Origin of the sequence: Nocardioides daeguensis, from assembly GCF_019192965.1 — a bacterium.
GTDB classification, from domain to species: Bacteria; Actinomycetota; Actinomycetes; order Propionibacteriales; family Nocardioidaceae; genus Nocardioides; species Nocardioides daeguensis.
This window is the reverse complement of record NZ_JAHTKU010000017.1, coordinates 97,731-110,172: the sequence shown is the minus strand read 5'-3', so window position 1 is coordinate 110,172 and position 12,442 is coordinate 97,731. Positions and strand designations below refer to the sequence as shown.

Genomic DNA, 12,442 nt, shown 5'->3' with positions numbered 1-12,442 from the left:
CGAATTCACAAAAAGCTGACGCGGGTGACCATAGCCACTGGGCCGAATCGACGACAACACTTGGGACCCAGTTTCGAGTGAGGAGTTACGCGATGTCAGTAGTCACCTTCATCTCTCACGACGGAGAGAAGCACGAGGCCCCGCTGGAGGATGGCGAATCCCTCATGCAGATCGCCGTGAGCAACATGGTCCCCGGCATCGACGGCGACTGCGGCGGGGAGGCGGCATGCGGCACCTGCCACGTTATCGTTGACGACTCGTGGGCCGACGCGGTCGGACGGGCGACCTCCGTCGAGGAGGAGATGCTGGCGATGAACCCTGAGCGCGAGCCGACCTCGCGGCTGTCCTGCCAGATGACGATGAGCGAGAACTGTGACGGCTTGGTGGTCCGGCTCCCAGAATTCCAGATGTGATCAGCGAAAGGACATCGACACCATGGCGACACTGACGGTCGTGACCGACGCCCTGACCGAGCGAGCGCAATCATTGGTCCCGATGGAGCTGCAGATCCGCGGCGCCCACCTGTACGACAGGGCCCGCCGCTTCGTGACGCGGACCAACGGGCAGAAGATCTTCGTCGAGCGGCCCATCCCGCCCGTGGAGGAGGTCGCTCTAGCCGACATCGACCTGAGCAACCCGTTCCTATACCGGCAGGGCAAGTGGCAGTCGTACTTCGAGCGGGTGCGGAACGAGGCGCCCGTCCACTTTCAGGCCAACAGCCCATTCGGTCAGTTCTGGTCGGTGACTCGACACGCGGACATCATCGCGGTCGACAAGGACCACGAGACCTTCTCGGCTGAGCCGTTCATCATCATCGGTGAACCTCCGCGGTTCATGGACGTGGCCATGTTCATCGCCATGGATCCGCCCAAGCACGACAGGCAGCGTGCAGCCGTGCAAGGCGTCGTGGCTCCCAAGAACCTCCGCGAGATGGAGACGCTGATCCGATCGCGCGTCAGGGAGGTCCTCGACGACCTTCCCGTGGGCGAGCCTTTCAACTGGGTGGATCTCGTCTCCGTCGAGCTGACGGCGCGGATGCTGGCGACGCTGCTGGACTTCCCCTACGAACAGCGACGCAAGCTCGTGGAGTGGTCAGACCTTGCCAGCTCCATGGAGCAGGCCAACGGTGGACCCTCCGACAACGACACGATCTTCCGAGGCTTCGTCGACGCGGCGCGCGGCCTCAGCGCCCTGTGGCGCGACAAGGAGGCGCGCCTCGCTGCCGGCGAAGAGCCAGGCTTCGACCTGATCACGATGCTGCAGAGCAACGAGGACACCAAGGACCTGATCGACCGCCCGATGGAGTTCCTCGGCAACCTCGTCCTGCTGATCGTGGGAGGCAATGACACCACGAGGAACTCCATGAGCGGCGGGGTGCTCGCGCTGAACCAGTTCCCGGACCAGTTCGAGAAGCTCAAGGCGAACCCCGAACTCATCCCGAACGCGGTCTCGGAGATCATCCGGTGGCAGACCCCGCTCGCCTACATGCGCCGAGTGGCCAAGAAGGACACGATCCTCAACGGCCAGTTCATCCGCAAAGGTGACAAGGTCATCATGTGGTACGCCTCGGGCAACCGGGACGAGCGCGTCTTCGACCGACCCGATGACCTCATCATCGACCGCAGCAACGCACGCAACCACATCTCCTTCGGATTCGGTGTCCACCGGTGCATGGGCAATCGGCTCGCAGAGATGCAGCTGCGCATCCTCTGGGAGGAGCTGCTCCCTCGCTTCGAGAAGATCGAGGTCGTTGGCGAGCCTGAGTACGTCCAGTCCAACTTCGTGCGCGGGATCAGCAAGTTGATGGTCGAGCTGACGCCCAAGACCGTCGGGTGACCCGGGGCAGGGCTCTCGTCGTGGGAGCCAGTCACGCGGGCGCCCAGGTGGCGGCCAGCCTGCGGCAGGAGGGCTGGGACGGAGAGGTCGTCCTGGTCGGGGACGAAGCGGCGCTGCCCTACCAGCGCCCTCCGCTCTCCAAGGCGTACCTCGTAGGCAGGAGCAGCCGGGAGGAGCTCGCGATTCGCAAGACGGAGTTCTACGCCAAGCAGGAGATCCGACTGGTGCGAGCAACCGTCACCAGCATCGATCGTGCCGCCGGATGCGTCGTGACGAGCGAGGGCGAGACACTGGCGTACGACGGTCTGGCGCTGTGCACGGGCGGCCGCGCACGCAGGCTGTTCCTGCCCGGCAGCGACCTTCCGGGGATTCACTACCTCCGGACCTTTGCCGACGTCGAGACGATCCGCGAATCGGCCTTGCCCGGTCGCCACGCCGTCATCATCGGCGGCGGCTACATCGGTTTGGAGACAGCCGCGTCCCTGCGGGCGCTGGGCCTGGAAGTGACCGTCCTGGAGGCTGCCGAACGCGTGCTCGAGAGGGTCACTGCACCCGAGGTGTCGACCTTCTACGAGCGGGTGCACAGAGAGGCAGGTGTAGACATCCGGACGCGTGCTCTCGTGGAGAGTCTGGTCGGCGACCTGCGCGTCAGAGAGGCGATCCTGGCCGGGGGTGAGCGGATCCCGACCGATCTCGTGATCGTGGGCGTCGGACTGGTCCCCAGCACCGAGCTCGCTGTCGACGCGGGACTGGAGGTGGAGGACGGGATCGTCATCGACGACCACGCTCGCACCAGCGACGGCCGGATCGTGGCCGCGGGGGACTGTGCCAGCCATCGGATGGCTCGCTACGACCGACTCGTCAGGCTGGAATCCGTGCCGAGCGCCGCCGAGCAGGCAAAAACTGCGGCGGCCACGCTGTGTGGCCGAGAACGACCCATCGCGGCCCTGCCCTGGTTCTGGTCCGACCAGTACGATCTCAAGCTGCAGATCGCCGGCTTGAACACCGGGTACGACGAGGTCGTGATCAACGGCGACCCAGCCGGTGACCGCGACTTCTCCTGCTACTACCTCCAGCGGGGCCGGTTGATCGCCGCGGACTGCGTGAACCGGCCTCGAGACTTCGTGTGGGCCAAGCAAGCGCTCAGCAAGGGGCTCGAGGTCGACCGAGAGCAGCTTGAAGATCTCGTTGCGTCCTGATCCGTCTCGCAGCACACGCGTCGTGTGAGCGAATCCTCCCTCCTCACCGTTGCCCGCCCACCCAGTCGAAGGAAGCTCTATGCGCAGCACCATGATGACCGTCCCCTTCACGACCGCAGCGATCCTCAGGCACGGTGAGCGGGCGCACCCGACGGCCGGTGTGCGCACTCTGCAGCCAGACGGTTCGGTTGGAACACGCGCTGCGCGCGTGCGGGATCAACAGCGACGAGCGGGTCGCGACGCTGATGTGGAACAACCAGGAGCACGACATCAAGCTCCAGATCGCCGGAATCAACACAGTGCATGACGAAGTGGTCCTCAGCGGCGATCCGAGCCGGGACCGCGACTTCACCTGCTTCTACGTCCGCCAAGGCCAGTTGATCGCCCCGGACTGTGTCAACCGCCCCCGCGACTTCATGTTCAGCAAGCTGGTCCTTAATCCAACGAACCCCGGTCGTGCGGGCTGAGCTCAGTCTCACCACTACGAGTTGACCTGAAGGCGCAGTGGCGGCCGCATCAAACCCCCGGCTTGATTCAACCGGCGCAGGATGTCCGGAAAACTCCGGCTCTTCAGCACGTCGGGTGGACCACTGGGCTCCCGGCCGAAGAGGGGTTGCGGTGGCTGGTGCCAATGCGGTGGCGTTCCGCAATGGGCGGTTCGGCGACCAGATTCGCCACGGTCCCTTGCACTTGTTGGTCGGAAGGTCCAGATCCTCGGCGACCCTCGCGACCGTGAGCAGATCGAGTCTCGGCGACCCCGGGGGACTCGGCTAGGTCTGCACGGGCCCGACAATACCTGACGGTGACACTGTCGCAGTCGCGACAATCGGATAGAGTTTGTCCATGGCCACCGCGTTGAGGGAGTCCTATCGAGCTCACCTGCGTCAGCGGGCATTGGAGGCCGCATACGCCGAGACCGTTGAGAAGGGGTGGGACAAGGTCAGGGTAGGACACATCGCCACCTCGATTGGGGCCCCGCGCGCCATGCTCTACAAAGAGTTTGGAGACAAGCAGGGCTTGGGTGAGGCGTTGGTCCTTCACGAGGCCGAACGATTCCTGGCAGGAATCCAGAAAGTCCTCACCCACTTTCCCGCGGATGCCGCAGGCGGGATCCAGGCGTCGGTTCGCTATACCCTGGCCGAAGCCGAAAAGAGCCCGTTGCTGCGGGCGGTGCTGGTGTCGCACCGGGACCCGGCGCTCGACACAGCGGTGCTCGGCACGCCCACTGGCATGCTGCCCCTGATCACCACCTCCAGACGGCTCCTCGACGTCGCAAGTGAGACCTTGGCGGCATGGCTGCACGAACAGTTCCCCGAACTCGATGGTGCGGATGTCCAGGACGCCACAGACGCCCTTGTCCGCCTCGCTGTCAGCCATCTCGCGCTCCCCGGCGCCGACGCCGACACCACCGGCAGGCGGATCTCCGAGATGGCTCTGAGGTACCTGGGACTTCGCGGGGTCAAGTGCCGCGACACCGAACCTGCTGCACGCCTCGCCCGCCGACGCTAGGCGGCGGAATTTGGTTCAGGACGGCCCACCAGTGGGTCCGTGTCTCGTTCGTCGCGGATCGGGCGACGTCCCCTCCGCCCGCAGACAACACGGCGGGTTCGTAGCGTAGCAGCGGGGAGCGTTCCAGCGAGTGTGCCGTTGCTTGTCGTCTGGAAGGCCCGCTCGATGGACCAGCGCGCCTTTGTAGATATGCGTGTCCGTGGATGGGCGGCAGTCGACCCATCCACTGCGCCGGGCGGATGCCGGACAGCGCTCAAGGCGTTCGAGGCCGTCGTCGGCCCAAATGGGCGTGATGCGGCCCGGAGAGACGCACGCCCGCGTCCCACGGTCGACAATGACCGCCTCCCGGCATGATCACGAGCGCAGATTCTGTTCTTCTGTTGACATTCAGATCCAAAATGTCGCACCCTGCACAAGGCGTCACCTTCTGTTACCCCGAGGATGGTTCCGCCGCCTCCCCATTGGACGCAGTGGAGGTCGACGAGGCCAGATGCGGCCTCGTGCGGGAGGACGCCGGCTCGCGGCGCGGCACACCCTGCGGCCGCCCTTAGGGCAGGTAAGACGACTCGCGACCGTGCGATGCCACAGCGGCGGACTCGTGGTGCTCGCCCGGACGAGAAATGGCCGGATATCCAGCGGATGACAGAGGTCAAAGTATGAGTACTGCTCCCGAGCTCACCCCAGCAGCGCCGTTACGCAGGCCCGGCCCGGCAGGCATGTCGGCGGGGTCGCGGAAGATCGCGAACGAAGCGCTTCGCGGCTCGGTGGCCTTCAAGGCCTTGTCGACCTTCGGCGACTTCTACACCTTCGTCGGGAAGGTGTTCCGGACCATGTTCACCACGCGGTTCCGGTTTCGCGAGTTCGTCTCGCAGGCGTGGTTCATCACCACCGTGTCATTCGGGCCGGCACTGCTCGTGGCGATCCCGTTTTGCGTTGTGATCATCTTCCAGGTCAACCAGCTGCTGATCCAGATCGGTGCGGTCGATCTCGCCGGTGCCGGCGCCGCGGTCGCGGTGGTGCGCGAGATCGGTCCGATCGTGAGCGTGTTGGTCGTCGCCGGCGCGGGGGCGACCGCGATCTGTGCCGACCTTGGATCGCGGAAGATCAGGGAGGAGATCGACGCGTTGGTGACATTGGGGATCGATCCGATCGAGCGGCTCGTCGTCCCACGGGTAGTTGCCTCGATGCTGGTCGGCCTGGCACTCAACGGGATGGTGACGGTGGTCGGTCTTGTCGGCGGCTACTTCTTCTCCGTCGTGCTCCAGGGCGCGACTCCAGGGCTCTATCTTTCCGACCTGACCCTTCTGGTGGGTTTGCCGGACTTCCTCGCTTCGGAAGCCAAGGCTGCGATCTTCGGCCTGCTCGCCGGCCTTACCGCCTGCTACCTCGGTCTCAACGCCAAGGGCGGCCCGAAGGGCGTGGGCGAGGCCGTGAACCAGACGGTGGTGTTCGCCTTCATGCTGCTCTTCGCGGCTAACAGCGTCATCAGTGCCCTCTTCCTGCAGATCAAGTTGGGAGCCTGAGATGCCCCAGATCGCCAAGCAAGTCGCCAAGCCCGCAGCATCGCTGCGTAGCTTGGGTGACCAGCTCAGTTTCCACGGCAACGCGTACTCGCGCATACCGCGGGTGCTCAGGCAGTACCCGAAGGAGGTCGTCCGTCTGCTAGCGGAGGTGTCCCTGGGCACGGGCGCCCTGGCGCTCATCGGTGGGACGGTCCTGGTCATCGGCTTCCTCACCGCGGCGTCTGGTATCGAGGTGGGACTGCAGGCCTACACCTCGTTCGACAACATCGGCGTGTCAACGCTCTCGGGGTTCTTCTCCGCCTACTTCAACACCCGCGAGGTCGCCCCGATCATCGCCGGCATCGCCCTCACCGCCACGGTCGGGGCTGGTTTCACCGCCCAGATCGGCGCCATGCGGGTCAGCGAAGAGATCGACGCCCTCGAGGTGATGGCGGTCCACCCGGTTCCCTACCTGGTCACTACTCGGATCATCGCCGGACTGATTGCCGTCGTACCGCTGTTCGCCATTGCGCTGATGATGTGCTGGCTGGCCACTTACCTCGTCGTCACCGTCGGCTATGACCAGGCGCCCGGCACCTACCAGCACTACTTCGACACCTTCCTGATCCCCAGTGACCTGTTCCTGGCGATGGTCAAGGTGGTGCTGATGGCGCTCGTCATCGTGTCCATCTGCTGTTACCACGGGTTCCGTGCCTCGGGCGGCCCCGCGGGCGTGGGCAATGCAGTCGGCAAGGCGGTGAGGTCCGCACTGATCTCGACGATGTTCATCGACCTGATCTTCGCCATCGCTGTCTGGGGTGGACCCTCGGTCCACATCGCGGGGTGACTGGCCGATGACGACTACCCACTCGCACCGGATCGACCGTCAGGTCGTATACGGCTTCGTCTTCCTCGCGCTGATGGTGACGCTGGTCGCGGGCACGATCGCGAAGTACCGCGGTGCCTTCGAGGACACCGTCGAGGTCACCGTCGAGGCCGACCGGGCCGGTCTCACCCTCGCGTCGGGCGCACCGATCAAGCTCCGCGGCGTCGAGATCGGGACCGTCGGCGACGTCGCCACAGATGGCAAGCAGGTGACCATCACCTTGGAGATCGACAGCGACAAGGTCGAGCGGGTCCCGGCCGACGTCACTGCCCAGATCGTGCCTCCGACAGCGTTCGGCGCGAAGTACGTTCAGCTCACGCCGGTGGGAGACGGCAGCGGCGAACGTATCCAGGCCGGGGCCGTGATCCCGGCCGACAAGGTCACCGTCGAGGTCGACGAGGCGTTCGAGAACCTCACCCAGGTGCTCGACGCGGCCCGCCCAGCCGAGGTCAACGCCGCCCTCACCGCAGTCGCGGGCGCAGTCGACGAGCGCGGCCGGCTCATCGGCGACCTGATCTCGCAGACCGATATCTACTTGCGGTCCTTCAACCCCTCGCTACGAACGCTGAGTGCCGACCTTCGCGTCGCCGACGACGTCGCCGACGTCTACGACATCGCCCGCCCCGACCTGGTCGCCTCCCTCGTCCAGACCGGGACCGTCTCCCAGACCCTGGTACGCCAGCAAGCGTCGCTGCGCGCGTTCGAGGAGAGTCTCACCGGCTTCAGCGTCGAGGCGGACACCCTGCTGCGCAATTCCGAGCAGGGACTCGTTACCAGCCTCGACCTGCTGAGCCCGGTCACCAAGGTGCTCGAGCGGTACTCACCCGAACTGCCCTGTGTCCTTCTCGGCCTGGCTTCGGCCAACAAGCTCGCCGAGGACGCAGTCGGCGGCACCCACCCGGGTATCACCACCATTACCCGCGTCATCCCGCCCCGTGATCCCTACACCTATGGGGAGAACCTCCCGATCGTCGGAGACGACCGGGGTCCACGCTGCTACGGGCTGCCCTACGTCGACGCACAAGAGGCTGAGCAGCAGGTTCCGGACTTCCAGACAGGTGCCAACCCCTACACCGGGCCCCAGCCCACGCCCGACCAGGCTGTCTTGGACACCCTTCTCGGCCTCATCAAGGGAGGGACACAGCTCCGATGAGCCTCAGTCCTCAAAAGCGCACGGAACGCGCCGACCTGATCAAGTTCAGCGCCTTCTTGACGATCGCGGCGGTGTTCACCGTCTGGGTCGCCGCCGTGACCGGCGAGATCCGGCCCGGTGACCACGACGCGTACAAGGCGGTCTTCGACGACGTCTCCGGCCTCGCGGCCGGCGACGAGGTCCGGATCGCCGGCGTCGACGTCGGCAAGGTCACAGAAATCGACGTCCAAGCCGACAACACGGTCCTGGTCACCTTCACCGTCGACAAGGGGCAACAACTGACCACAGGGACCTACGCCACGATCCAATACCGCAACCTGATCGGCGACCGGGTCATCCAGCTCACCCGTGACGAGAAGACGCCTGGCGAAACGATGGCTCTCGGCGGCACGATCCCAGCGACCCAGACCGCATCTGCCCTCGACCTTGACACGCTACTCAACGGTTTCAAGCCTCTCTTCGCGGGCCTCAACCCGACGCAGGTCAACGAACTATCCGGGCAGCTGATCCAGGTACTTCAGGGCCAGCAGTCCTCGGTAGCGACGCTGGTCAACCACGTCGCCTCGTTCACCACGACCATCGGCAGCCGTGAGGAGTTGATCGGAGAGGTCATCCGCAACCTCAACAGCGTGCTCGGCACGTTTAACGACCGCAAGGAGACCGTCGGGTTGATGATCGACAGGCTCGACGCCTTGCTGACCGGTCTCGACAAGCAAGACACACAGATCCTCGACGCCGCCGCGCAAATCGGCGCATTCGCTGACCGGACCTCAATCCTGGCAACCCGCGCCCGTGGTGACCTCCGCGCTGATCTTCAGGGGCTTGCGGTCACGGCCCGCGGAGTGAACAAGAACGCAGACACCCTCGATGCAGTCCTCGACAAGCTCCCCATCCACTACGACAAGCTCCAGAACACCTCGTCCTACGGCAACTTCTTCAACTTCTTCCTGTGCGGCGTCAGGGTGCAAACCGGTCTGAGTAGCGAGCAACCGATCCAGACGCCGTGGGTCTACTCCGACGCGCCGAGGTGCAAGCGATGAGCAGAGCAATCAGTCCGGACCGCCTCGCGATCCGCGGCCTCACGGGCACGCTGATGCTCGTAGCGGTGGTCATGGCGGCGATGAACCTCAACACGCTGCCGCTCGTCGGCAACAACGACGTCATCAAGGTCGAGTTCGCCGAGGCCGGCGGTCTCAAGGGCGGTGACGCCGTAATGATCTCGGGCGCGAAGGTCGGCAGCGTCCGCGAGGTCGGAATTGATGGCGACCACGTCGTCGCGAACATTGTCCTCACCGATGAGTCAGTCACATTGGGCGAGCTCACCGAAGCGCGGATCATCACCATCACGCTGCTCGGGCGAGCTGCGGTGGAGCTCGAGCCACGCGGCACAGGTGAGCTCAACGCGGGCGACACCATTCCAAAGGAACGAACATCCTCGCCGTACAACCTGACCGCGACGCTCAACGAGCTGACCGACACCACCGCGGCCATCGATAAGACGCAACTGGCCGCCGCCCTCGACCAGGCATCCACAACCCTCAACGCCTCAAGCCCAGACCTAGGTCCGGCGCTGGAAGGCATCACGGCGCTCTCACGGGCAATCTCCTCCAACGACGGCGAACTGCGCTCCCTCCTCGCCCGAGCCAACGGGGTGACCGACGTGCTCGCCAGCCGCGACGAGCAGATCGCGTCACTGCTCGGGTCGGGTCGCTCACTGCTCGCCGAGCTCGATGCCCGTCAGCGGGTCGTTACCAGCCTCCTCGCGAGCGCGCGTGAACTCTCCGTGCAGTTGCGCCTGTTGTTGAGGGACACCGACGACGTGCTCGGTCCGGCCCTTGATGAACTCGACAGGGTGGTCGACCTTCTCAACAGGAACCGGAGGAACCTTCAGGCCAGCATCACTGGGCTCCTCGGCTACGCGACCGGCTTCAACGAGGCCGTCGCCACCGGACCTTGGTTCGACGCCTACATCCAGAACCTCACCTCACCGTCCACGTTGGCCCCGATCCTCTCCGGAGTGACCCCATGAGAAGTCTCGTTTCTGGGCGCAGGGTCCTCACCCTGCTGATCGTCGCAGCGTTGGTGCTCAGCGTCTTCCTGTGGAACCGCGACTCCAGCAGCACCAGCCTGCACGCCTACTTCTCCAGTGCGGAGGGCCTCAACATCGGTGATGACGTCAAGGTGCTCGGTGTGCGGGTCGGCGAGATCACGGACATCAAGAACACGCCCGATGGCGTCTACGTCTCCATGACGGTCGACTCCGACCAGCCGATTCCAGCCGACGCGAGCGCCGCGATCGTGTCGCCCAGCCTCGTGAGCGGCCGGTTCGTGCAGTTCGAGCCCGTCTACACCGGTGGCAAAAGACTCGAGGACGGCGCCACCATCTCGCTTGAGGACACCGCCGTCCCGGTCACCTTCGACGACGTCAAGCAGCAGCTGACCGACCTCGCCACCACCCTCGGCCCGAACAATGGCAACCAGAACGGCGCCTTGTCCGAGGCGATCACCGCGATCGAGAAGGGATTGCGCAACGGCAACTCGACCGACCTGCGCGAGGCGATCACCGAGCTGCAGAGCGCTGCGACCGCTCTGTCCGATGGCCGTTCCGACTTGTTCAGCACGATCGAGAACCTCAACACATTCACGAAGAATCTAGCCCTCAACGACGCGGCGCTACGTGGCTTCACCACCGAGCTCGACGATGTCAGCGGCGTCCTGGCGGAGAACCGCAGCAACCTCACCGGGGCTATCCGCGACCTCGCCACCGTCTTGAACTCGGTGGACAAATACTTCACGAAGCACCGCGGCCGGATCAAGGCGTCAGTGGCCGACCTCAACGTCCTCGCTGCCACCCTTGCCGACCGCTCCAACGAACTCGCCGGCATTCTCCACGTCGCGCCCTTCCCCATCGTCGGCCTCAGCAACACGCTCCAGAACGAAGCCATCACCGGACGGGCCACACTCAGCGGCCTCGACAACGTCGCCCAACTTGTTTGCGGCGCCATCCTCGGAGCTGGCGGCACCAGCGAGCAATGCACCACCGCGCTCCAACCGCTGCTCGGATTGCTCGGCCTCAGCACGATCGGAGGCACTCAGTGACCACACGCCCCTTCGCGACCCCATCGCGCTGGTTCGCCATCACGCTCTTGGCTGCCGCACTGCTCAGCTCTGGCTGCGCCCTCCAGCCGAACGACAACACCCTGCCCGGCCAGGTCGCCGTCGGCGACGACGGCTATGAGATCAAGGTGCACTTCAACCAGATCGAGAACCTGGTCCCGAACTCGACCGTCCAAAGGGACAACGTCGTGATCGGCACCGTCGGTCAGATCGATGTCGAGGGCTGGGAGGCCGTTGTCGATATGCACCTCCTCAAGAGCGTTCCGCTGCCCACCGACGTCACCTTCTCAATCGGCCAGAAGACCCTCCTCGGCGCCCAGTACGTCGAAGTCTCGGTCCCCGATAGCAGCGACTCCAGCGAAACCGGTGGGACCGAGCAGGTCACCCGCGCCGCGGCTCGCCCGCGGGGCGCCATGCTGGAGGAAGGAGACGTCATCGGCGTCGACCAGACCGGCACGTACCCGGCGACCGAGCAGATCCTTGGCGCTGTCGCCCTGCTGCTCAACAACGGCGGCCTCTCGCAGATCAGCACTATCACCGGCGAGCTCTCCACAGCACTCCGGAACAAGGTCCCCGACACCCGTGGCCTGATCCGCCACGCAAACGAGCTGCTCGCGGTGCTCGACTCCAACCGGGGCGAGATCGTCGCCGCTTTGGAGTCACTCAACAACCTGTCCAGCGGGCTGCGCGAAGACCAGAGGTCGATCGCCACGGCCATCGACCGGATCACACCCGGGCTCAAGGTGCTCGAGACCGAACGGACCCGCCTAGTCAGCGCACTAACCCACGCCGGGCGCGCCGGCGACCGCGCGGTCCGGGTGATCCGCGTCAGCGAGACCGCGCTACTGGCGAACCTCGACTCCCTCGGCCCGATCCTGACCAACCTCGGACGCGTCAGCGAGTCCCTCCCCGAGGCACTCAAGATCGCAGCCACCATCCCATTCCCGGCGATGACGACGACGAACATCCTCGCAGGCGACTACGCCAACCTGTTCGCCACGATCGACCTCGGTACGACCGCACTCGCCGAGAGCTGGCTCGGTGGCCTTCCCCCAGCCCTACAAGCCGGTGACCCGATCGAGAACCCCCTCGCGCCGGCACCCAACCCAGGGGCCGGCGACGACGTCGGGTCTGCGGACTCGGACACGTCCGACGACGACGGCGAACCCACCACACCGACGCCGACCGAGGAACCGACGTCCGGCTGCCTGCTCAAACTCTTGGGACTCTGTTAGGAACG

At 65.3% G+C, this 12,442-nt stretch carries 11 protein-coding genes and 1 pseudogene; all 12 read left to right on the top strand.

Features of this window, described 5'->3' with window-relative positions; all coding sequences use genetic code 11:
• Positions 1-92: 92 nt before the first annotated feature.
• The 12 genes and pseudogenes from KU893_RS14185 (at position 93) to KU893_RS14125 (ending at position 12,437) form a co-directional block, all read left to right on the top strand.
• Positions 93-413, top strand: a complete 321-nt coding sequence (locus KU893_RS14185; RefSeq protein WP_218235018.1) for a 2Fe-2S iron-sulfur cluster-binding protein — start codon at positions 93-95, stop codon at positions 411-413.
• A 22-nt stretch (positions 414-435) separates the two neighbouring features.
• Positions 436-1,821, top strand: a pseudogene (locus tag KU893_RS14180) (cytochrome P450); the annotation flags it as partial.
• Between the two features lie 11 nt (positions 1,822-1,832).
• Positions 1,833-3,035: an NAD(P)/FAD-dependent oxidoreductase gene (locus KU893_RS14175; protein WP_218235016.1), complete on the top strand. Its 1,203-nt coding sequence runs from the start codon at positions 1,833-1,835 to the stop codon at positions 3,033-3,035.
• A gap of 134 nt (positions 3,036-3,169) precedes the next feature.
• Complete coding sequence (locus tag KU893_RS14165; protein WP_257441220.1) at positions 3,170-3,502, top strand: oxidoreductase C-terminal domain-containing protein; 333 nt, start codon at positions 3,170-3,172, stop codon at positions 3,500-3,502.
• A gap of 376 nt (positions 3,503-3,878) precedes the next feature.
• On the top strand, positions 3,879-4,544 hold the full coding sequence (locus KU893_RS14160; RefSeq protein ID WP_246592643.1) for a TetR/AcrR family transcriptional regulator: 666 nt from the start codon (positions 3,879-3,881) through the stop codon (positions 4,542-4,544).
• 656 nt (positions 4,545-5,200) lie between these two features.
• Positions 5,201-6,067, top strand: coding sequence for an MlaE family ABC transporter permease (locus KU893_RS14155; protein ID WP_246592642.1), 867 nt, complete (start codon positions 5,201-5,203; stop codon positions 6,065-6,067).
• Between the two features lies 1 nt (position 6,068).
• Positions 6,069-6,893, top strand: a complete 825-nt coding sequence (locus KU893_RS14150; protein WP_218235015.1) for an MlaE family ABC transporter permease — start codon at positions 6,069-6,071, stop codon at positions 6,891-6,893.
• Between the two features lie 7 nt (positions 6,894-6,900).
• On the top strand, positions 6,901-8,085 hold the full coding sequence (locus tag KU893_RS14145) for an MCE family protein (protein ID WP_218235014.1): 1,185 nt from the start codon (positions 6,901-6,903) through the stop codon (positions 8,083-8,085).
• Positions 8,082-9,125 carry an MCE family protein gene (locus tag KU893_RS14140; protein ID WP_218235013.1) on the top strand — a complete coding sequence of 348 codons (1,044 nt, stop codon included), beginning with the start codon at positions 8,082-8,084 and terminating at the stop codon, positions 9,123-9,125. Before KU893_RS14145 ends, KU893_RS14140 begins: the two co-directional genes overlap by 4 nt.
• A complete protein-coding gene (locus KU893_RS14135) occupies positions 9,122-10,114 on the top strand; it encodes an MCE family protein (protein WP_218235012.1) in 993 nt (330 codons plus the stop codon). The genes KU893_RS14140 and KU893_RS14135 overlap by 4 nt, the downstream gene beginning before the upstream one ends.
• Positions 10,111-11,184 carry an MCE family protein gene (locus KU893_RS14130; RefSeq protein WP_218235011.1) on the top strand — a complete coding sequence of 358 codons (1,074 nt, stop codon included), beginning with the start codon at positions 10,111-10,113 and terminating at the stop codon, positions 11,182-11,184. Before KU893_RS14135 ends, KU893_RS14130 begins: the two co-directional genes overlap by 4 nt.
• Positions 11,181-12,437 (top strand): MlaD family protein, encoded by a 1,257-nt coding sequence (locus tag KU893_RS14125; protein ID WP_218235010.1) that lies wholly within the window; start codon positions 11,181-11,183, stop codon positions 12,435-12,437. Before KU893_RS14130 ends, KU893_RS14125 begins: the two co-directional genes overlap by 4 nt.
• Positions 12,438-12,442 lie beyond the last annotated feature (5 nt).